Genomic DNA, 20569 nt, shown 5'->3' with positions numbered 1-20569 from the left:
GGCAACCCTCTCAGTGGCGCCACTGGAAGTCGGACGGCTGGAGCACCCCGGGCACCACCAGGTACGGCGCCCGGACCGGCCGGAAGTACGGGACCCGGCCCCCGCCGTGCGAGGCGGCCAGCTCCCGTTCTCCCAGGGCGTCCTGGACGAGCACGAGCACCGGGGCCGAGAAGGTCCCGTCGGCCCGGACCACCACGGGGGCGGAGGCCACGGTGACCCCCTTGCTCCACTTCAGCCGTACGGTCGCGCCCGGCGGGAAGGAGCTGCCCAGCGCCTGGGTCACCGAACCGGGCGGCCCCAGCTCGGGGTTGAGCACGAGCTTCGGGGCCCGTACGGTCACGGCCGCGCTCGCCGTGTTGTTCCGCGGGTTGGCGTCCGAGCCGGTGGTGGCGACGGTCCCGGCGACCACCCCCGTCAGGGCCGCGTCCGCCGCGAGGACCAGCCGTACGGCCGTCCGCCGGGCGCCCGGACCCAGGTCGGCCACCGGGCAGCCGGCGGCCGTCAGGCAGTCCGGCCGGGTCGAGGACAGCACCCGCATCCCGGCCGGGGCGGACACCTTGAGCCGCATGCCGGTGGCCTTGGCCGGACCGCCGTTGCGCACGGCCACCTCGGCCGTCACCCGGCCGCCGGTGTACGCGGTACGGGGACCTGCGGTCACCGCCACGGCGGGGTCGGCCACCCGGGCGGCGGGCGGCGGCGGCTGCCGGTCCACGGTGAGCACCGCGGCCGCGACGTTGTTGCGCGGGTTGGAGTCGGCGGCCGCGGTGACCGTGCCGACCACCGCGCCGCTCAGCGGGGCGGCCGCCGTGACCACCCGGGTGACCTTGGCGGAGGCGCCGGGGGCGAGATCGCCGAGGGGGCAGCCGGCGTCGGGCCCCGGCGGGCAGGCCGGATCGGCGGAGACCACGGTCACCCGGTCGGGCAGGAGCGGGGTGAGGACCACGTTCCTGGCGGGGGCGTCACCGAGGTTGCGGACCGTCCACACGAGGGTGGACCGCTCCCCCGTGCGGATGTGGTCGGGGGTGGCGGTCACGGTGACCGCCGGGTCGGGCATCCGCGGGTCGACCACGGTCAGGTCCACCTCGGCCGTGTCGTTCTCCGAGTCGGGGTCCACGGTGGTGGTGGACGCTGTGCCCCGGATGCTTCCGGTGAAGGCGTTCGCCGAGGTCAGCCCGAGGGTCACGGTGGCGGACCCGCCCGGTTCCAGGCTGCCGAGGGGGCAGCCGGCGGGCGGGCAGGGCGTACCGCCGACCACGGTGAGACCGGGCGGCACGGTCGTCTTGAGCACGGCTGCGGCGGCCTCCGCGGTCCCGGCGTTGCGGATGGTGAAGACCACCTGCGAGGGCCGGTTGATGTGCACGACGGGCGGGGTCGCGGTGGCCGTGACCACCAGGTCGGCGGCGACGACGATCACGACCGTCCGGCCCTCGTTGTCGGCGGGCGCGTGGTCGGGCAGCCCGCTGGTCGCGGTGGCGCTCACGGGCTGCTCGCCCAGCGCCGTCCCCTTCAGCGGCAGTTCCACGGTCGCCTTGGTCCCGGTCTTCACCGTGCCCACGGCGCAGACGAGCACCCCGCCGGCCCCGGGCGCGGGATCGGGGGCGCAGCCGGCGGGCAGCGGGCCCGCCGGGGTGAGCCCGGGCGGCAGCTGTACGCGGATGCTCGTGCCCGGGGAGTCGGCGATGCCCTGGTTCCACAGGTCCAGCACCACCGTGGCGGTGGCGCCGAGGAGGAGCGGGGAGTCCCCGGTGGACACGGTCAGCCGGAGGTCGGCGCTGGGCTCCCAGGTGGGCTGCGACTGGTGCACGCCGGTGCGGCCGACCAGGACGGTGCGGTTCACCCCGGCGGCGTCCACGGTCATCAGCCGGGTGGCGCGCCCGCCTTCCCCGTAGTACTGCCGTACGTTCACGGCGAGTCGGCCGCCGGTGGGCGACCAGGCGGGGTTGTCGGGCCGCTCGTAGTCGAGGTCGCCGGGCCAGGTGCCCACCCGCATCGGGCAGCCCGCGGTGCCCGCGGGGAGCACGGTGCGGCAGTTGCTGCCGTCGGGGGCCATGGCGAGCACCATGCGGTCGCCGTCGTAGCCGGAGGAGAGCCGGGCGAGGCGGATCCGGGGCGGTTCGTAGGTGGTGGTCTGCCGGACGAAGGCGATCTCCGGGGTGTCGCCGGGCCGGTACGCGGGCCGCAGGTCCAGGACCCGGCAGGGGTCGTTGGGGGCGCACTGCTTCTGCGTGAGGTCGGTCTGCGTCCCGGTGGGAGCGGCCGGCGCGGTCCAGATGTGCCGGTCCCGCTCGTCCTCGGGGTCGGGGGCGGGGGTGGCGGCGGGAGCGGGGACGGCCGCGGGGGCCGCGGGGGCCGCCGCCCGGGCGGGGGCCGCCGCCGCGGACACGGGTGCGAGGTCCGCGGCGGCGGGCGTGACCGCGGGGTGGGGGGCGGGATCGGCCGCGCGGGCGGCAGCGTCGGCCGCGCGGGAGCCTGATGCGGTCGCGCCCCCGGAGTCACGCGGCGCGGAGCCGCGCGGAGCCGCATCCAGCGAGCCCGGGTCGATCGGCCCGAGGTCACACGTGAACCAGCGGGAGAAGGCCAGTTGACCGCCGTCCGGGGACCAGGCCGGGTCGCGGTCGTCGGTGTGGCAGACCTGGGACCCGCGCGGGGGCACCCCGGGCAGGGTGTACAGCAGGGTCCCCCGGTCGGGCCCGGCACCGATGTCCACCACCGCGATCTGCGCGTACGGCTGCGGGGTGCCGGGGGTGGGGGCCGCCCAGCGGGAGAAGGCGAGTTTGGTGCCGTCGGGGGACCAGGCGGGCCGGCCGTGGTGCTCGTTGGGGTCCATGCCCGTGTAGCCGAGCGGGACGGCCTCGGCGAGCCGGTCCTGGTCGCCGACGAGGATCCGCTCGGTGGTGGGCCGGTCGTTGGGCCCGGTGGTGGCGACGAAGGCCATCCGGCGGCCGTCCGGCGCGTACGCGGGGTTGGAGAGGTCGCTCTCCTGTCCCTGGGCGGCGCGCAGCCGGAGCCGGTCGAGGGGCACGGACGGGCGGGACCGCTCGATGTCGACGGGCTCCGGGTCCTGCGCGGAGAGCAGGACCTGTGCCGTTCCGGCGCCCGCGCGGGTGTACCAGCCGACCTGCTCGGGGTAGACCGGCAGGTCGTCCTCGTCGTCGAAGACCGGCTCGCCCCGGCACACCCCGCAGGGCCGCGGCTCGGGGGGCACGAGGTACGGCTCGTACGAGAGGAACAGCAGCTGCGTGCCGTCGGGGGACCAGGCCACCCCGCTCCGGGCCCAGGAGTAGTCGGTGCCGGTGGCCAGCTGCACGGGGGTGGCGGTCCCGCCGCCGCCGGCGGGCACGGTCGCCAGCACCTGCGCGGTGACGGTGCCGTCGCCGGTGTCGCGGCCGACCTCGGTCACGTACGCGATGCGGTCCTTGGAACCGGGGACCGCGGGCTCCCACACGGGCTTCTCCGCCGGGGAGCCGGCCGGGGTGACGGGCCGCTCCGCGCCGCCGTCGGCGACGGTCCGGCGGAAGGCCCGCCCCCCGCGCGTGAACACGAACTCCCGGCCGTCCGGGGACCAGTCCACCCAGTCGGCGTCCGCGACGGCCTCGTGGAGTCCGCTGCCGTCCGGGCGGATCACGAACACGCCCGGCTTGGCGTCCGTACCCGAACCGATCCCCTCGTCGTCGCAGCGGTTGCCGGACCTCGGATCCAGGTCCTTGCCGTCCCCGTCCCAGCCCACGAACGCGATCCACCGGCGGTCGGGCGACAGCACGGGGTTGACGATCCGGCGGCCCTCCTGCGCGTACACCTTCACGGCGGGGCCGTCGCCGGTGCGCCGGTACAGCCCGTCCCCGGTCCCGTCCCGGTCGCTGACCCAGACCAGTTCGTCCCCGCGGGCGCGGGCCTGGCAGTCGTTCCCGGCCGTCCCGACGGGCAGCAGGGGGCTCACCGCCCCGCCGTCGCCGACGGTCACGAGACTGCGGTGCTCGCCGTCCCCGATGTACGCGATCCGGCCCGGGTCGGGCGGGGCGGGATCCCCGGGCGCGGCGGCCGCGGCCACCGCGGTCTGCGCGCCGCGGCCGGGGGCGACGGCCGGGACGGCGGCCACGAGGCCGAGCGCCAGCACCAGGCCGAGCCCCCGCCGGACGGCGGGATCCGGGCCGGTCCGGGCCCGGATCCCGGTCGTTGCCCCGGGGGTGCGCCGCACCCCTCGGGTCCGACGCGCGGCCCCGCGCACCCGTTCGGCCCACCGCACCCGAAGCACATCTCGCACGCGCCCCCGCCGGACGTGCTCCCGGGCGCCCGGGGCGCGTCCCGGTGGCGCCGACGGCATCCGGACAGCCCTCCTCACGCAAACCCTTGCGGGTCTGCACCCGCGGTGGCACCCGGGCGAGGGGCAACGCTTCGGGTACCCCCACTGCCCGAACGGGCATCGGGGCTCCGCCCCGGACCCCGGTCCTCAAACGCCGGACGGGCTGCAATTTCCCCGCCCGGATGCGAACCGCGGACGGGCCGAACTCCAGCCCCGCCAGGAGGTACCCCCAGCCCCCTGGGGTCGGGGGAGATCGAGGCGCGGGGGCCCGGGGCGGAGCCTCCGGTGCCCGGCTAGATGAAGCCCTGGCGCATCGCGTACGCCACCGCGTGCGACCGGTTCCGCAACTGCAGCCGCGTCGTCACGTCGTGCAGGATGTTCTTCACCGTCCGCTCCGAAAAGGCCAGCGTCCGCGCGATCTCCGCCGTGTCGCTCCCCTCCGCGACGAGCCGCAGCACATCGACCTCCCGCGGCGCCAGCCCCGTGAAGGCCAGCCCCCGCGGATCCAGCACCTGCCGCTGCAACCGCCCCACCTGGTCCAGCAGCCGCCCCAGCAGGTCCGCCGGCACGCTCCCCTCCCCCCGCGCCGCCGCCGAGATCACCTGCACCAGCCGCTGCGCGGAGGCCTCGGCCCGCCGTACGACCCCCACCACCCCGCATTCGACCGCCGCCACCAGCCCCGCGTCGTCGAGCTCCGTGGCCACCAGCACGATCCGGCTCTCCCCGGTCCGCTGGAAGCGGCGCAGTGTCTGGAGCTCCGCCTCCCCCACCCGGTCCGCCGACACCACCGCGACCAGCGGCCGCCCCTTGCCCTCGTAGTCCTCCTCGTCCCCCAGGAGCTGCACCTCGGGGCAGTTCCTCAGCTGCCCGGCCAGTCCGGCCTGGGAAATCGGGTCCTGGGCGGTCAGCCGCACCGGGATCCGTTCCGCTCCGCTTTCACCGTGGTAACGCATCGCGACACCCCCTGCTCTCCGGAGAATCCCCACCTCTCCGCTCGTACGGCGGACAGTGAACACCCGGGCAGTCAGCAGGCACTCCACGCGGACTCAACGGGCAACACGGCATGCCCCCGGGTGTGTCCCTACGGGAGCGGCGGGCCTTCGGCCGGTCTCCCTACCTTCGCTCCATGACCACTTCCGCTCATCTGGACGCCTCGCCCGCGTCGGTGCTTCCCGGCGAAGAGGCCCGGATCCCGCTCGACCTGCGCAACAGCGGGAACGTCGTCGAGCACTACACCTTCGAGGTGCTGGGCCCGGCCGCGCGCTGGACGGTGGTCGAACCCGCCACGATCTCCCTCTATCCCGACACCTCGGGGCAGGTCGAGCTGGTGGTCACACCCCCGCGCGACACGACCGTCCCGCCTGGTGAACTGACGTACGGGGTACGCGTGCTCCCGCAGGAGGAGCCGCAGCACGCGACCGTGCCCGAGGGCAGCATCCACATCCGCCCGTACGCCGACTTCAGCGCCGAGCTGACCCCGCGCATGGGCCAGGGCCGCACCGGCGCCACCTATCAGGTCGCGCTCGACAACCGCGGCAATTACCCCCTCACGGTTGCCCTTTCGGGCAAGGACGCGGGCGAGCTCCTCACCTTCAAGCTGCCCGCCGCCGCCACCGTGGTCGAACCGGGCCGGGCCGCCTTCGTGAAGCTGCCCGTCAAGCCGAAGCGGCTGCTCTGGCGCGGGGTGCCGGTCCCGCACGTCTTCCAGGTCACAGCCGCCCCCGCCCCCGGCCCCGACGGCGCCCCCGAGGTGCCCCCGGCCCCCCTCGACGGCTCGCTGCTCCAGCGCCCGCTGATCACCCCGGGCCTGGTCAAGGCCCTGGTCTGGCTGCTGGTCCTGCTCGCCCTGCTGGCGGGCCTGTGGTTCGGGATCCTGCGCCCGGTGGTGCGCAGCGCCGCCAAGGAGGCGGTCAAGGAGCCCGTGCAGGCGGCGCAGCAGAAGGCGGACGAGGCGAAGAAGGCCGCCGAGGAGGCGAAGAAGGCCGCTTCGGGCGGCTCCGACGGCAAGAACGGCGACAAGCCGGGCCCGAGCCCGTCCCCCAGCACCTCCGGCAAGCCGGGCGAGGGCCCGCAGCCGCAGCCGCAGGCGGCCCTGTTCTCGTACCGCCTGACCGCGAGCGCCCCGGCCGGGGGCACCGAGGCGACGACGTACAAGGTGCCCGAGGACAAGGTGCTGCGCCTGACGGACCTGGTGCTGGAGAACCCCCAGGGGGACACCGGCACGGTGGTCCTGTCCGTGGCCGGGAAGCCGCTGCTCGCCCCCGCGCTGGAGAACTTCCGCGAGCAGGACTTCCACTGGGCCTCGGCCATCCTGGTCGGCTCCAAGCAGGAGATCACGGTGACGGTCACCTGCCGCACGGTCGGCCGCCCGCCGTCGGGCCCGGCCCCGACCAAGTGCGCCACGGCCGCGCTGTTCAGCGGCACGCTGGAGTAACGGCGCCGGCGCCGGGCGGCACGCCCAGCTCGGCCCACACGGTCTTCCCGACCCGGCGGTCCGCAACGCCCCAGTACCGCGCGTACGCCTGAACCAGCGTCAGGCCGTACCCGCGGGACTGCGGCATGCGCTCCCCGCGCGCGTCGGACACCTCGACGCGGAGCGTGCGGGCGGCGGGCCGCAGCTGCATCCGCAGCTCGAAGTCCCGCCCGGGGACCCGCCCGTGCGTGACGGCGTTCGCGGCCAGCTCGGCGATGACGACGGAGGCCGCGTACGAGTCCTGCCCGTCGAGCGGAACCCCCCAGTCGTGCAACTGGAGCACGGCGAGATGCCGGGCCAGCCGGGCCCCGCGCCGGGTCGGACTGAAACGCTGTGTGAACATGCGTACGGGCGCGGCGAGGGCGGGGGCGAGTGCGTTCATGGCCCCAAGTTCCCGCAGGTGGCATGGGTTTGGGCAGCAACGGAACTCGTACAACTGGAGTTGTACGAGTTCCCGCTCTGGACAGGCGTGGTTACACCCCGTGATGATTCCGCTCGGGGAGGTGACGGGCATGACCAACGTCGACGGTGACGGTGAATCCGAAGTCCAGCCCAACAGCAGCCTGCTGAACTTCGGCGAGATGGCCAAGGCCTTTCGCAAGCGCGCGGGCATGACGCAGGAGCAGGCGGCTCACCGGCTGCGCTACTCCGTGCAGTACATCGGCTCGATCGAGCAGGGGCGGCGGTACCCGTCGGACCGCTTCGTGGACCGGGCCGAGGAGGTATTCGATGCATTCGGGATCCTGCACATGGCCGCGCGACAGCTGACCCGGCAGCGGGGCATAGCGTCTTGGTTCCGCCCCTGGGCCGCCCTGGAGGAGACCGCTGTCACCCTGAACACGTACGAATGCCGACTCGTCCCGGGGCTGCTACAAACGGAGGCCTACGCTCGCGCCCTGGTTCGCAACGTCCTGCCGCCCCCGACTCCCGACGAGGTAAAGGCTCGCGTGACGGCACGCCTGGAACGCCAGAAGCTGCTGACCCGCACGCCCCTCATCGACTTCAGCTTCATCATCGAGCAGTCGGTGATCGAGCGGCAGACTGGCGGCGCGGAAGTCACCCGTGAACTGGTCGACCACCTGCTGGAGATCTTGACGCGGACCAACATCGAGGTGCAGATCATGCCCTTGGTCCAGCCGGAACATGCAGGCACCGCAGGCCCCATCCGGCTCCTCGAAACCGAGGACCACAAGTGGCTGGCGTACAGCGAAGGCCAGAAAACTGGGCAGCTGATCTCGGACGCCAAAGTCATCAGCGTCCTGCAGCAGCGGTATGCCAAACTGCGCTCACAGGCTCTCAATTCCGCGGCATCCGTGGGCCTGTTGAAGCGAATGCGAGGAAACCTATGAGCAGCTCCGAGTTGCACTGGTTCAAGAGCAGCTACAGCAGCGGCGACGGGGATGATTGCGTCGAGGTAGCGCTCTCCTGGCACAAGTCCACGTACAGCGGCAGCCAGGGTGACGATTGCGTAGAGGTCGCCCTCCCCTGGCACAAGTCCACCCACAGCGGCAGCCAAGGCGACTCCTGCGTCGAGGTTGCCACCTGCGCCTGCGACACCGTTCACGTCCGGGACTCGAAGGTCAAGGACGGCCCACAGCTCGCCCTCACCCCCACCGCCTGGACCGCCTTCGTCGGCTACGCGGTCGCGTAGCCGACGAACGCGCCCGCCGGCCCGGGCGTCAGCCCGCTTCCGGGCCCGCGCCCGGGTCGGCGATGCAGCTGGCCATGCCGAACTCGCCCTTGGCGGTGGCCCGCTTGGCCTCCTTGCCGTTGACGAGGATGACGCAGTCGGCCGTGCCGCCCTTCTCGCCGAGGATCACGGTGAGGGACGGGATCGACGTGACGCCCTTCATCGTGACCTTCTTCTCCCACGGGACCGTCTGGTCCTTGAGGGTCTTGGACGAGGTCTGGCCGCTCGCGCCCTCGAACCAGCCGATCTCGGAGACCCTGCCGGAGCCGGTGACCTTGTAGACCACCTCGAAGGTGCCGTTGACCATGCGGTCCGTCTCCTTCTCCAGCTTCTGGGTCTGCTCCTCCAGCTGCTTCGTCTCCTCCTTCATGGCCTTGACGTCCTCCTGCGTGCCGCAGGCCGTCACCGAGGCGAGGAGCAGCCCCGCACCCATCAGACCGGCCACTCCGCGACCGAAAGAAACCGCACGCACGACGCCACACCCACCGCTAAAGAGAACGTAAAGAACTCCCCATACGTACCCCATGGACCCGCGCGGGAGCAAAAGGATCAAGCCCGGGCACTCCACCAGAACTCCACCCGTTCCCCGTCGATCCTCAAGCGCTCCCCGACAGGCTCTGGGCACGACCTGAAGCAAGCAGGAGCACCACGACCGAGAGGGGAACACCATGCGCATGCGCCGTGCAGTGACGGCCCTGGCCCTGGGAAGCGCGCTCGTCCTGGGAGGCACCACCGCAGCGGCCCACGCGGCCGGACCGGCCGACTCGGCCAGGACCTCGGCCGCGGCCACGACCCCGTCCTGGCACACCAGCTGGCACGCGACCGCCGCGGAGTGCGATGCCGCCGGAAAGGCCTCGGGGGCCGAGAAGTACAGCTGCACCTTCTTCGGCTACCCGCTGATGATCCCCACCTGGGTCCTGAGCGCCTACTACTAGAGGCGCCCGCGCGCCCGCCCGCGTGAGCGAAACGTCAGCCGGACGGCAGCGGGGCCGCCCAGGATGGGTGCACGGCCCCGGACCGCGGGGGACGGGGCCGCGGAACCACGCCCGGCCGGGCGCGCTTCAGGCACTGCCGACCCAGCCCCGGGAACCCCACCTCGGGGCCCGGGGTGGCAGGGCGCGCCGGCCGGTGCGTGGACGGCACACGCCGCCGGGCGGACCCCCGAACCGCCCGGCGCGCGCCTGCCCACCCCTGCTGCCGCAAGGCTCAGAGCAGGTTCAGGCCGCCGAAGCCGAAGCCGATCTTGGCGGGCTTCTTGAAGGGGGCCGCGGCGCTGCCGGTGCCCGAGTAGCGGTACAGGTCCCCGCCCTTGGTGCGGGCCAGCAGGTCCGAGACGCCGTCGCCGTCGAGGTCGCCGACGCTCAGGATCCGGTTGTACGTGTTCCAGCCCGCGCCGACCTTCTTGCGGGCGCCGAACGGGGCCTTGTAGTTGCCGGTGCCCGGGTAGAGCCACAGGGCGCCGGCCTTGTCGCGGGCCACGATGTCCGCGCGGCCGTCGCCGGTCAGGTCGCCCTGGCCCGCGAGCTCGGTGTAGCCGCCCCAGCCGGCGCCGACCTTGACGCGCGAGGTGACCTTGCCGTCGGCGTACGCGGTGTAGATCCACAGCACGCCCGCCTTGTCGAGCGCGATCAGGTCCGCGGCCTTGCCGCCGCCCAGGTCGCCGGGCGAGATCACCTTGCGGTAGATCTGCCAGCCCTTGCCGATGTCCTTGGCGTCGGAACCGGCGCCCGCGTAGATCATCCGGCCGTCCTTGGCCAGGTTCCAGGTGCCGTCCCGCACGCCGTCCTTGTCGTGGTCGGCCTGGGCCACGGAGACGGCCCAGCCGTAGTCGATCCAGGAGTCCCGGCGGGGACGGAAGCCGCCGGTGCCGTTCGGGTCGTAGAAGGACAGGTACCCGAGGGCGTCGGTGGTCCACATCGGGAACAGCGGCGTGGCCACCTCGCCCGGCTGCGGGGCGGCGAAGGAGGTCCGCGGGGCGGAGGCGCGGTCCGCGGCCCCGGCGGCGGAACCGGCGGCGCCCGCCGGGTTCCCGGCCGCGACGGCCGTACCGGCGGTGGCGGCCATGGTGACGGCGAGGGCGGTGGCGGCGAGCGCCCGCTTCGCGGCGCGGCCGCGCATGGTGAAGGTCATGGAAAATCCCCCTGTTGCACATGAAAAGGTGCGGTTGGTCCGACCGCACCGATACGTGCCGGAATCCTCGCACAGGGGTGCGACAGCCCCGCGGGGGCCCTGTGCACGCGTGCTCCGCCGGGCGCGGCTAGCCCACCGCGCCCGGGATCCAGAACTTCACCAGGGCCCCCTGCCGGTAGGGGGACGGGTCCACGCTCAGCTCCCCCGCGAAGGGCCGGTCCAGGACCAGGACCAGGAGCAGGCTGAAGCCGATCAGCGCGGCCACCGAGGCGGTGAACAGCAACTGCATCCGCAGGCTCCGCAGCCCGTAGAGGAAGGTGAGCGGGATGATCACCAGCGCCCCGCCGAAGACCAGCACCTGGAGCAGGGTGGGCAGTTCGGTGGTCGCCAGGTCGATCCGCTCGCGGCGCTGACCCGCCGCGTCGTTGAGGCTGGCGACCGCTTCCTCGTAGAAGGTCCGGCTGCGCGCGCCGGTGGGCTCGTACGCCTGGAGGGCCCGGTACATGTCCGCGGTCTGCCGGGCCGTGGCCTCGTGGCTGGGAGCGCCCTCGCGCATCCTGGGCCACTGGACCTCGACCACGGCGTGGACGTAGTCGCCGACCGCCTTCTGCACCCGGTCCCGGTCGGCGGGCGGGAAGACCTCGGAGCTGCGGACGACGAGGGCCAGGTCGGTGGCCTCCTTGGAGACCACCGCCTGGGTGTGGTCCAGCTGGGTCCACAGGGTGACGACCACGAAGGCGAGGATGATGCCGTAGATCGCGCCGAACATGCCGAGCACGACCCCGACCATCTCGTTGTGCTCGCCCTCGGCCAGCCGCGGGTGCGCCTTGCGCGCCGCGAGGCTGCCCGCCACCGCCGTCACCACGATCGCGCCGACGAGCAGCACGGACAGCGCGAACGTGCCGAGGTGGTTCAGCAGCCAGAGCGACACCCGCGTCCCCCTGTGCCCCTTCCGTCCGCAGGCCGGTCAGGCCAGGTTCAGCGAGTCGGCGACGGCCTCCAGCGGGCCCTGGAGGGCGGGGGAGGCGGCCTCGGCGGCGGTGCCGAGGCTCTCGTCGGCGGCCTCGGTGGCCACCTGGGCCTGCTCCAGGGTCTCCCCCGGGTTCTCGGTCAGCTCCATGATCTGGCTGACGGCGTCGGCGCCGGGAATCGATTCCTCAGCGGGGCCGGTGGCGTGGGCGGCGGGGGCGAGGGCCAGGGCGGCCCCGGCGAGGCCGAGGGCGGCAAGGGTGCGCTTCATGGGGTTCATCGACTTCATGCCGGACTCAACGACCCGGATCCGCGCAGGTCACCCCCGGTCAACCGGGACAGGACGAGCCCCACACGCACGGATGCCCGGTGCCGTCCGGAGGAACGGACGGCACCGGGCATCGTGCAGCTCAGCGGGAAGGGGGCTCAGGCGGCTCGGGTCAGTCCTCCACCACCAGGGCGGGGGTCTCCTTGGTCAGCACCTCGCCGCGGAAGAACGCCGGGCTGCGGCGCTCGGTGACGACCATGATCACCAGGCCGAGGAGCAGCAGGCCGACCCCGATGACGAAGACGCTGCCGATCCCGAAGACGTCCGAGCCGGAGCCGTAGGCCGGGTCCCAGGCGTCGTAGAGGGTCTTGCCGAAGACGGCGGTGAGGAGCAGGCCGCCGAGCACCGGGAAGACCCCCTTGAACAGCAGGTCGCGGCCCGAGCGGGCGAGCTCCCTGCGGAAGTACCAGGCGCAGGCGAAGGCCGTCAGCGAGTAGTAGAAGCAGATCATCAGGCCGAGGGCGAAGATCGTGTCCGTGAGGACGTTCTCGCTGACCAGGGTCATGACCGTGTAGAACGCGCCGGTGGCCACGCCCGCCGTGACGGTGGCCCGGCCGGGGGTCTTGAACCGCGGGTGCACCTTGGCGTACGAGGGCGGCAGCGCCTCGTACGTGGACATGGCGAGCACCGTGCGGGCGACCGGGATGAAGGTGGTCTGGAGCGAGGCGGCGGCGGAGGCCAGGACGGCGACGAAGAGCAGGACGTCGAGGACCGGGCCCATGACCGGTCCGGCCAGCACGCGGAAGACGTTGTCGGAGTTCTCCGGGTTCGCGAGACCGAGGCCCTTGTCTCCGGAGCCGACGGCCATCTGGGCGGCGATGCCCGTGGCCAGGTACGAGCCGACGAGGACGACCATCGCGATGAGCGAGGCGCGGCCGGGGGTCTTGGTGGAGCCGGTGGTCTCCTCGTTGGTGGCGAGGCAGGCGTCCCAGCCCCAGTACATGAAGATCGAGAGCGAGAGGCCGGCGGTGAAGCCCGCGAAGGAGTCGACCTCGAAGGGGTTCAGCCAGGACCAGGAGAAGTCGGCGCCGGAGTCGAGGGCGCCGGAGTCGCCCCCCTGGAGGGCCATGGCCACGAACGCGGCCAGGACGAGGAGCTGGAGTGCGACCAGGGCGTACTGGAGGCCCTTGGTGGCGGTCATGCCGCGGTAGCTGACGAAGGTCGCGAGGGCGATCAGCGTCAGGCAGGTGAGGATGTGGACGGCCTTGTTGCCGTCCAGGGCGGCGATCGACGGGTCCCTCGTGATCCGCCCGAGGAAGAGCCAGAAGTACGAGGTGGCGACTCCCGCCAGGTTCGACAGCACGATGATCGTCGCGATCACCAGGCCCCAGCCGCACATCCAGCCGACGCGGGGGCCGAAGGCCTTGACCGTCCAGGTGAAGGCGGTGCCGCAGTCCGGCACGGCCTTGTTGAGCTCGCGGTAGGCGAAGGCCACCAGGAGCATCGGGAGGAAGCCGGCCAGGAAGACGGCGGGCATCTGGAGGCCGACCTCGCCGGCGGTGGAGCCGAGGGTGGAGGTCAGGCAGTACACGGGGGCGACGGTGGAGATGCCGATGACGGCACTGCCGAGGAGGCCTACGGAGCCCTTGCCGAGGCCCTTGCCGCGGAGGTCGCCGCCCTCGGCGACGCCGCTTACCGTGTCTCCGGCCCGGGGCCGAACGTCCAGCTGAGTCATGGGACAGGACGCTAAATGCTGCGCAATCAGCATCCGGAGGACCGAAGTCCGGATAACGGACAGCCGAAACCCCTTCGATTGAAGAGGCATCCAGCGTTCACGAACTCGTAATGAAAGGCGCACGGGCTCGCCGATCATCGTTTCGGCGAGCCCGGAGCCCGGCTTCCGGATTGCGGAAACCGTACGCGTGCCCGTTTTGCCCGTTTCAAAACTTTCCCGGGCGAGTTTTCGAAGGTTCAGCCGGGCCAGACGATCGACTGCATCTCGCTGTACGCGTGCAGGGCGTACGAGCCCACGTCCCGGCCCACCCCGCTCCGCTTGAAGCCGCCGAACGGGGCCTCCATGTTCCGCCCGATCGTGTTCACGCCCACCCCGCCCGAGCGCAGCCGCCGCGCGACCCGGAAGGCGCGGGCCACGTCCCCGGACCAGACGTAGCTGATCAGCCCGTAGTCGCTGTCGTTCGCGAGCCGGACCGCCTCCTCCTCGTCGTCGAAGGGGACCACCGCCACCACCGGGCCGAAGATCTCCTCCCGGACCACCCGCATGTCGTTGGTGCAGTCCGCGAGCAGGGTCGGGGCCACGTAGAACCCGCGGCCGCCGCCCACCACCGGGCGCTCCCCGCCCGCGACCACCCGGGCGCCCTCCTTCCGGCCCAGTTCCACGTACGACTCGACGCGGTCCCGGTGGGCGGCCGAGATCACCGGGCCGACCACCGTGCCCTGCTCCCGCGGGTCCCCCACCTTCATGAAGCCGAGGTAGCCGGTCAGCTTGGCGAGCAGCTGCTCGTAGATCCCGCGCTGGGCGAGCACGCGGGTGGGGGCCGTGCAGATCTGGCCGCTGTAGAAGGAGAACGTGGTGCCGATGCCCGCCGTCGCGGCGTCGAGGTCGGCGTCCTCGAAGACCACCGCCGCCCCCTTGCCGCCGAGCTCCATCAGCTGCCGCTTCATCGAGCGGCCGCAGACCTCCGCGATCGCCTGCCCGACGGCAGTGGAGCCGGTGAAGCTGACCATGTCCACGTCCGGGGAGTCCACCGCGGCCTCGCCGACCGCCACGTCCCGGCCGGAGACCACGTTGACCACCCCGGGCGGGGCCCCGGCCTCGTGCAGCGCCTGCGCCATCCTGAACACCGACAGCGGGTCCTGCGGGGCCGGCTTGACCACCACCGTGTTCCCCATGGCCAGGGCCGGGGCCACCTTGCCCGCCGGGTTCGCCCACGGGTTGTTGTACGAGGTGATGCAGGTGACCACGCCCACCGGCTGGCGCACCTCCAGCGCGCCCAGCACGCTCGCCCTCCCCATCGGGCCGGCCTCGGTCACCTGCGGGGGCAGCCCCCGCTCGACCGGCTCCAGGGCCCCCTTCGCGTACCGCCGGAAGCGGCTCACGCCCACCCCGACCTGCATGCCGCGCGCGATGCCGGTGGGGGCGCCGGTCTCCGCGCGGGCCAGCTCCGCCCACGGCTCGTACGAGCGCTGGATGAGGTCGGCGGCCCGGTCCAGGATCTCCGCCCGCTCCTCGGGGCGGGTCCGCGACCAGGCCTCGAAGGCCTCGCGGGCCGCCGCGGCCGCCGCGTGCACCTGCTCCCGGGAGGCCTCGGGGGCCAGCCCGACCACGGACTCGTCGGCCGGGTCCACCACCTCGTAGTGGCCGTGCGCCGGGGCCGTCCAGGCCCCGCCGATGTACAGGTCCTGCGGTTCCTGCTGCCCACGGCTCATCGGGTGCTCACCGTCCTGGTGTCCCGTCCCGAGCGCAGCACCCGTCCGGGCACGGCGCCGGTCGTCTCGTCGTTGCGGATGGTCTCGACCCCGTTGACGCGTACGGACACGATGCCGATGGCCCGGGCGTCCAGCCGGGGGCTGTCCCCGGGCAGGTCGTGGACGAGGGTGGCCGGGCCCGCCTCGATCCGCTCGGGGTCGAAGAGCACCAGGTCCGCGTGCCAGCCCTCGGCGATCCGGCCGCGCTCGCGCAGCCCGAACAGCCGGGCCGGGTCGTCGGTCAGCATCTGCACGGCCCGCTCCAGCGGGACCAGCCGGCGGCCGCGCAGGCAGTCCCCGAGGAAGCGGGTCGTGTACGGGGCCCCGCACATGCGGTCCAGATGGGCGCCCGCGTCGGAGCCGCCGAGGAGCACGTCCTCGTGCTGCCAGGTCTGCGCGCGCAGGGCCCAGCTGCCGGGGTCGTTGTCGGTGGGCATGGGCCAGAGCACGGTGCGCAGCTCGTCGTTGGCGCAGATCTCGACGAGGCACTGGAACGGGTCCTGGCCGCGCTCGGCCGCGATCTCCTCGACCACGCGTCCGGTGAGGCCCTCGTTCTCCTTGCTGTACGTGTCGCCGATGACGTACCGGCCGAAGTGCGCGAGGCGCCGGAAGACCCCGGCCTCCTTGCTGTCGGCGCGGCGCAGCAGCTCCTGCCGTACGGCGGGGTCGCGCAGCCGGTCGATGCGCTCGGGCACGGGCAGGCCGAGGACCTCGCCCCAGCCGGGGATGAGGTTCAGGGCGCAGAAGGTGCCGAGGGACATGTTCATGGGGGTGAGGATCGGCATGGTGAGCGCGACGATCCGGCCGCCGGCCTTGCGGGCGCGCTCGCTGGGGACGAGCTGGCGGGGCACGCGCTCGGGGACGGCGGAGTCGATGGTGAGCACGTTCCAGTTGAGCGGGCGGCCGGCGACCGCGGACATCTCGACGAAGAGGTCGATCTCCTCGTCCGAGAACCGGTCGAGGCAGCCCGCCACGATCGCCTCCAGCTGGGTTCCCTCGTGCTCGCCGACCGCGCGGGAGAGGGCGAGGAGCTCGTCCGGGGCGGCGTGCCGGGAGGCGACCGGCTGCCCGTCGCCGTCGGTGTGGGTGGCGGACTGGGTGGTGGACAGGCCCCAGGCGCCGGCGTCCATGGCCTCGTGGAGCAGGTCGAGCATCTGCCGGAGCTGCTCGGGGGTGGGGCGGCCGCCGATCGCGTCCTCGCCCATGACGTGCCGGCGCAGGGCGCAGTGGCCGACCATGAACCCGGCGTTGACGGCGATCCGCCCTTCCAGGGCGTCCAGGTACTCGCCGAAGGTGTGCCAGCTCCAGTCGACGCCTTCTTCCAGCGCCTTGAGGGACATGCCCTCGACCTTGCTCATCATGCGGCGGGTGTAGTCGGCGTCCTCGGGGCGGGCGGGGTTGAGGGGGGCCAGGGTGAAGCCGCAGTTGCCGCCGGCGACGGTGGTGACGCCGTGGTTCATGGACGGGGTGGCGTACGGGTCCCAGAAGAGCTGGGCGTCGTAGTGGGTGTGGGGGTCCACGAAGCCGGGGCAGAGGACCAGGCCGGTGGCGTCCTCGGAGGACCGGGCGTCCTCCGTGATCCCTCCCGGATCGGCGATCACGGCTATGCGGCCGGCGCGCAGGCCGATGTCTGCGACGCGGGCGGGGGTGCCGGTGCCGTCCACGAGCGTGGCCCCCCGGATCACATGGTCAAGCATCGCTTCCCTTCCTCCTCGAAGCCGGGGCTCCACCCCGGGACGCTCTCGGGGCTCCGCCCCGAACCCCGCTCTCGAACTCCCCAGCCCCAGGGGGCTGGGAGCGCGGGTCCGGGCGGAGCCCGGTGCCCGGCGCCGGCCGGGATGCCTCGGGGCTCCGCCCCGAACCCCGCTCCTCAATCGCCGGAGGGGCTGGATTTCGCCCCGCCCGGTGGGCAGTCGGCCCAGGTGGGGCGCCGCCCCGGTGCGGAAGTGGCGCTACGCGCCTGCGGCTTCGCGGAAGCGGGTCGTGCGGTGTACCGGATCCGTGTCGATCTCCGGAATCACGTGCTCCCCGATCAGCTTGATCGTCGTCATCGTGTCCTCGTACGACACCCCGGTCGGCAGGCCGAAGGACAGCTGGTCCGCCCCCGCCCGCTCCCACCGCCTGCACTGCGCCAGGACCTCCGACGGGTCCCCGCAGATCAGCAGCTCCTCCGCGATCAGCAGTTCGATGATCTCCGCGTTGTACTCCGGCAGGATCTCCGGCCACTGCGGAATCGCCTCGGGCCGCGGGAACGTGTCGTGGTAGCGGAACACCAGCGACTGGAAGCGGTTCATGTTCGCGTTGACCGCGATCTCGACCGCCTTGTCGTGGGTCTCGGCGCAGATCGCGGTCGAGGTGACCATGACGTTGTCGTTCACGAAGGCCCCGATGGCCTTCGCCTCCTGGATGGCCGTCTTGTACTGCTCCAGCACCCACTCCATGTCGGAGACCTTCTGGACGCTGAAGCCCAGCACCCCGAGCCCCTTCCGGGCCGCCATGGCGTACGAGGACGGGGACCCGGCCGCGTACCACATGGCCGGGTGGGCCTTCCCGTACGGCTTGGGGAAGACCTTCCGCGGCGGCAGCGACCAGTGCTTGCCCTGGAACCCCTCGTACTCCTCCTGGAGGAACATCTTGGGGAACTCCGCGATGGTCTCCTCCCAGATCTCCTTGGTGTGGTTCATGTCGGTGATGCCGGGGAGGAAGCCGAGGATCTCGTGGCTGCCCGCGCCGCGGCCGGTGCCGAACTCGAAGCGGCCCTTGGAGAGGTGGTCGAGCATGGTGACCTTCTCGGCCACCTTGACGGGGTGGTTGACCGGGGCGAGCGGGTTGAAGATGCCCGAGCCGAGGTGGATGCGCTCCGTGGCGTGGGCGAGGTAGGCGAGGAAGACCTCGTTCGCCGACAGGTGCGAGTACTCCTCCAGGAAGTGGTGCTCGGAGGCCCAGGCGTACTTGAAGCCGGACTTGTCGGCCTGGATGACGTACTCGGTCTCCTCGACCAGCGCCTTGTGCTCCGCCTGGGGGTCGACCTTGGACCGCGCCTCAGGCACGTATCCCTGCACGAAGAGCCCGAATTCCAAGGGGTTCACCGTCCTTAAGTTTCTGACTGTTCGTCAGATCGATGTGCCCGACTGTTCCACCGGGCGCGGAAGTCGTCAATAGCTGACGCTCCATCAGAAATGCTCGGGCGGGGCGGGGCGGGGCGCGGGGCGCGGGGCCGGTCGGGGCTCAGAGGACGCTGACGCCCGCCATCCAGCCGCCGTCGATGACGAACGGCTGCCCCGTGATGTACGAGGAGTCCGCGCTGCTCAGGAACAGCGCCAGGCGGGCCACCTCGGCCGGCTCCCCGGCCCGCCCCAGCGGCACCACCCGCCGGTACAGCTCCGCCATCGCCTCGGCGGCCTCCGGGGAGGGGCCGTCGGGGTCGAGCAGCGCCGGGTTCGCCATCGGGGTGTCCACCGCGCCCGGGCACATGGCGTTCACCCGGATCCCCTTCGCGGCGAGCTCCAGCGCGGCCACCCGGGTCAGGCCGACGACGGCCGCCTTGGTCGCCGCGTACGCGCCCACGAAGGCCATGCCGGTCAGGCCGGTGTAGGAGGAGGTGTTGACGATGGTGCCGCCGCCCGCCGCCTCGATCTCCGGGGCCACCGTCTTGATGCCGAGGAAGGCGCCGACCTGGTTGACCCGGACGACCTGCTCGAACTCGGCGAGCGGGGTGGACACCAGCTCGTTGAAGCGGAGGATGCCGGCGTTGTTGACCAGGCCGTCGATCCGGCCGAAGGACTCCTTCGCGGCGGCCACGGCGGCCGCCCAGTCCGCCTCGCTGCCCACGTCGAGGTGCACGTACCGGGCCCGGTCGGCGCCGTGGTCCTTGGCGATGGCCTCGGCCACCTGCGCGCCCTGTTCGTCGAGCACGTCCCCGAGCAGCACCTGTGCGCCCTCGGCGGCGAAGAGCCGGGCCTCCTGCTCGCCCTGGCCGCGGGCGGCACCGGTGATCACGAAGACACGGCCGTCCAGCTTGCCCATGTCGCCTCCTTCTCGGTCGTCGTCCTTCTCAGTCGTTGAGGAGAGGGGCCACCTCGGCCCCGAACGCGGTGATCTGGTCGACCAGTTCGGCCCGGTCGCGGCTGCGGAAGCGGACCTGGACCTGGTCCACGCCGAGGGCGGCGTAGCCGCGCAGGGAGTCCGCGAGGCGTTCCGGCTTGCCGGTGAGGGTGCGGCGGCCGGTGTCCCAGCCGGGCTCCCCGACGTACAGGGCCTCCGTGATGGCCCCGACCTCGAACGGCTCCTCGATGCCCGCCTCGGCGCGCAGCCGGCGGATCCGGTCGATCTGCGCGGGCAGCTTGTCCCGCGGGTCCCCCTGCGGGAGCCAGCCGTCCCCGCGCACGGCCGCCCGGCGCACGGCGGCGGGCGAGGACCCGCCCACCCACACGGGGACCCGGCGCTGGGCGGGGCGGGGCAGCTGGCCGAGGTCCCGGAAGGGGAACCGGGGGCCGTCGAACTCCGGGAACTCCTCCGGGCCGAGGGCCGCGCGGAGGGCGTCGAGGCACTCGTCGAGGAGCGCCCCGCGGCGCTCGAAGTCCACGCCGAGCACCTCGAACTCCTCCTGTACGTGCCCGGCGCCCACGCCGAGGATCAGGCGGCCGCCGCTGAGGTGGTCGAGGGTGGCGTACTGCTTGGCGCTGACGAGGGGGTGGCGGAGCGCGACGATGGCGACGTGGCTGAGGAGGCGGATGCGGGTGGTTGCGGCGGCGAGGTAGGCGAGGGTGGCGACGGGGTCGTACCAGGTCGTGCTCATCGCTGCCGCGAGGCGGCGGGGGATGGCGACGTGGTCGCAGGAGGCGAGGTAGGCGAAGCGGGCCTCGTCGGCGGCCTTGGCTATCTCGACGAGGTCGGCGGGGGTGGCGGTGGCCTCCCACGGCTCGGCGTAGATCGAACTCTGCGATTGGACCGGGAGTTGCATCCCGTAGACGAGGTGCCCCTCGGGGAACGTGCGCATACCACCCACCACCGTAATCTGACGACCAGTCATGTCCGGACCCCCATCCTCGAACCTGACTCCCCACCAGACAACCCCTCCGCCCCCCGGGGCGGGGGCGCCTCAAACGCCGGCGAGGCTGGGTTCGCCCCGCTGGGCTGCCTGGGCGGCTGGATGCGGCCCGGCAAAGTCCAGCCCCTCCGGCGATTGAGGAGCGGGTCCGGGCGGAGCCCGGTGCCCGGCGCCAGCCGGGTTGCCGGGGGGGGGGGGGGGGG

17 protein-coding genes are annotated in these 20569 nt (G+C 73.0%); 4 read left to right on the top strand and 13 right to left on the bottom strand.

Translation table 11 applies throughout. From position 1 onward, the window contains the following. Nucleotides 1-10 precede the first annotated feature (10 nt). Nucleotides 11-4195 carry a CARDB domain-containing protein gene (locus ACZ407_RS11685; RefSeq protein WP_468127636.1) on the bottom strand — a complete coding sequence of 1395 codons (4185 nt, stop codon included), beginning with the start codon at nt 4193-4195 and terminating at the stop codon, nt 11-13. A gap of 398 nt (nt 4196-4593) precedes the next feature. Next, nucleotides 4594-5253 (bottom strand): response regulator transcription factor, encoded by a 660-nt coding sequence (locus ACZ407_RS11680; RefSeq protein WP_468127634.1) that lies wholly within the window; start codon nt 5251-5253, stop codon nt 4594-4596. A gap of 173 nt (nt 5254-5426) precedes the next feature. Between ACZ407_RS11680 and ACZ407_RS11675 the strand changes: the two genes are divergently transcribed. Next, entirely contained in the window at nt 5427-6734 is a 1308-nt protein-coding gene (locus ACZ407_RS11675; RefSeq protein WP_468127632.1) for a COG1470 family protein, read from the top strand. Here ACZ407_RS11675 and ACZ407_RS11670 read toward each other — a convergent pair. Beyond that, nucleotides 6715-7155: an ATP-binding protein gene (locus tag ACZ407_RS11670; protein ID WP_468127630.1), complete on the bottom strand. Its 441-nt coding sequence runs from the start codon at nt 7153-7155 to the stop codon at nt 6715-6717. The two genes, ACZ407_RS11675 and ACZ407_RS11670, sit on opposite strands and share 20 nt — an antisense overlap. 130 nt (nt 7156-7285) lie before the next feature. On the opposite strand from ACZ407_RS11670, the gene ACZ407_RS11665 reads away from it, so the two are divergent. Both ACZ407_RS11665 and ACZ407_RS11660 read left to right on the top strand, forming a co-directional pair. Then, entirely contained in the window at nt 7286-8122 is an 837-nt protein-coding gene (locus ACZ407_RS11665; RefSeq protein ID WP_468127628.1) for a helix-turn-helix domain-containing protein, read from the top strand. After that, the gene (locus ACZ407_RS11660) at nt 8119-8424 is read left to right on the top strand and encodes a DUF397 domain-containing protein (protein WP_468127626.1); all 306 of its coding nucleotides are present in this window, start codon (nt 8119-8121) and stop codon (nt 8422-8424) included. The genes ACZ407_RS11665 and ACZ407_RS11660 overlap by 4 nt, the downstream gene beginning before the upstream one ends. 28 nt (nt 8425-8452) lie before the next feature. On the opposite strand, the gene ACZ407_RS11655 is transcribed toward ACZ407_RS11660, so the two are convergent. Next, nucleotides 8453-8908 carry a hypothetical protein gene (locus ACZ407_RS11655; RefSeq protein ID WP_468127624.1) on the bottom strand — a complete coding sequence of 152 codons (456 nt, stop codon included), beginning with the start codon at nt 8906-8908 and terminating at the stop codon, nt 8453-8455. 223 nt (nt 8909-9131) lie between these two features. Here ACZ407_RS11655 and ACZ407_RS11650 point away from each other — a divergent pair, with 223 nt between their 5' ends. Beyond that, the gene (locus ACZ407_RS11650; RefSeq protein WP_468127623.1) at nt 9132-9398 is read left to right on the top strand and encodes a hypothetical protein; all 267 of its coding nucleotides are present in this window, start codon (nt 9132-9134) and stop codon (nt 9396-9398) included. Nucleotides 9399-9669: 271 nt separating this feature from the next. On the opposite strand, the gene ACZ407_RS11645 is transcribed toward ACZ407_RS11650, so the two are convergent. The 9 genes from ACZ407_RS11645 to ACZ407_RS11605 all read right to left on the bottom strand — a co-directional run bounded on the left by ACZ407_RS11645 (nt 9670) and on the right by ACZ407_RS11605 (nt 20315). Then, nucleotides 9670-10593 (bottom strand): FG-GAP repeat domain-containing protein, encoded by a 924-nt coding sequence (locus tag ACZ407_RS11645; protein WP_468127621.1) that lies wholly within the window; start codon nt 10591-10593, stop codon nt 9670-9672. Between the two features lie 127 nt (nt 10594-10720). Beyond that, nucleotides 10721-11524 (bottom strand): bestrophin-like domain, encoded by an 804-nt coding sequence (locus ACZ407_RS11640; RefSeq protein WP_468127619.1) that lies wholly within the window; start codon nt 11522-11524, stop codon nt 10721-10723. 36 nt (nt 11525-11560) lie between these two features. Further along, nucleotides 11561-11851: a hypothetical protein gene (locus tag ACZ407_RS11635; protein WP_468127617.1), complete on the bottom strand. Its 291-nt coding sequence runs from the start codon at nt 11849-11851 to the stop codon at nt 11561-11563. A 151-nt stretch (nt 11852-12002) separates the two neighbouring features. Beyond that, nucleotides 12003-13565, bottom strand: coding sequence for an APC family permease (locus ACZ407_RS11630; RefSeq protein WP_468127615.1), 1563 nt, complete (start codon nt 13563-13565; stop codon nt 12003-12005). Nucleotides 13566-13801: 236 nt separating this feature from the next. Then, nucleotides 13802-15277: an aldehyde dehydrogenase family protein gene (locus tag ACZ407_RS11625; protein WP_468127613.1), complete on the bottom strand. Its 1476-nt coding sequence runs from the start codon at nt 15275-15277 to the stop codon at nt 13802-13804. Further along, entirely contained in the window at nt 15274-17013 is a 1740-nt protein-coding gene (locus tag ACZ407_RS11620) for an N-acyl-D-amino-acid deacylase family protein (RefSeq protein ID WP_468127612.1), read from the bottom strand. Before ACZ407_RS11620 ends, ACZ407_RS11625 begins: the two co-directional genes overlap by 4 nt. 255 nt (nt 17014-17268) lie before the next feature. Next, nucleotides 17269-18396, bottom strand: coding sequence for an LLM class flavin-dependent oxidoreductase (locus tag ACZ407_RS11615; protein ID WP_468128026.1), 1128 nt, complete (start codon nt 18394-18396; stop codon nt 17269-17271). Between the two features lie 148 nt (nt 18397-18544). Further along, on the bottom strand, nt 18545-19342 hold the full coding sequence (locus tag ACZ407_RS11610) for an SDR family NAD(P)-dependent oxidoreductase (protein WP_468127611.1): 798 nt from the start codon (nt 19340-19342) through the stop codon (nt 18545-18547). Between the two features lie 28 nt (nt 19343-19370). Further along, nucleotides 19371-20315, bottom strand: a complete 945-nt coding sequence (locus tag ACZ407_RS11605) for a TIGR03619 family F420-dependent LLM class oxidoreductase (protein WP_468127610.1) — start codon at nt 20313-20315, stop codon at nt 19371-19373. Nucleotides 20316-20569: the final 254 nt, after the last annotated feature.

The organism is Streptomyces sp. NPDC030809, assembly GCF_055572195.1.
This window is presented reverse-complemented; position numbering and strand designations above follow the sequence as displayed.

Coding starts and splice junctions, on each gene's coding strand:
- ACZ407_RS11680 (WP_468127634.1), bottom strand. CDS start 5,253: ATGCGTTACCACGGTGAAAGCGGAGCGGAACGGATCCCGGTGCGGCTG.
- ACZ407_RS11675 (WP_468127632.1), top strand. CDS start 5,427: ATGACCACTTCCGCTCATCTGGACGCCTCGCCCGCGTCGGTGCTTCCC.
- ACZ407_RS11670 (WP_468127630.1), bottom strand. CDS start 7,155: ATGAACGCACTCGCCCCCGCCCTCGCCGCGCCCGTACGCATGTTCACA.
- ACZ407_RS11665 (WP_468127628.1), top strand. CDS start 7,286: ATGACCAACGTCGACGGTGACGGTGAATCCGAAGTCCAGCCCAACAGC.
- ACZ407_RS11660 (WP_468127626.1), top strand. CDS start 8,119: ATGAGCAGCTCCGAGTTGCACTGGTTCAAGAGCAGCTACAGCAGCGGC.
- ACZ407_RS11650 (WP_468127623.1), top strand. CDS start 9,132: ATGCGCATGCGCCGTGCAGTGACGGCCCTGGCCCTGGGAAGCGCGCTC.
- ACZ407_RS11645 (WP_468127621.1), bottom strand. CDS start 10,593: ATGACCTTCACCATGCGCGGCCGCGCCGCGAAGCGGGCGCTCGCCGCC.
- ACZ407_RS11635 (WP_468127617.1), bottom strand. CDS start 11,851: ATGAAGTCGATGAACCCCATGAAGCGCACCCTTGCCGCCCTCGGCCTC.
- ACZ407_RS11630 (WP_468127615.1), bottom strand. CDS start 13,565: ATGACTCAGCTGGACGTTCGGCCCCGGGCCGGAGACACGGTAAGCGGC.
- ACZ407_RS11625 (WP_468127613.1), bottom strand. CDS start 15,277: ATGAGCCGTGGGCAGCAGGAACCGCAGGACCTGTACATCGGCGGGGCC.
- ACZ407_RS11620 (WP_468127612.1), bottom strand. CDS start 17,013: ATGCTTGACCATGTGATCCGGGGGGCCACGCTCGTGGACGGCACCGGC.
- ACZ407_RS11610 (WP_468127611.1), bottom strand. CDS start 19,342: ATGGGCAAGCTGGACGGCCGTGTCTTCGTGATCACCGGTGCCGCCCGC.
- ACZ407_RS11605 (WP_468127610.1), bottom strand. CDS start 20,315: ATGCGCACGTTCCCCGAGGGGCACCTCGTCTACGGGATGCAACTCCCG.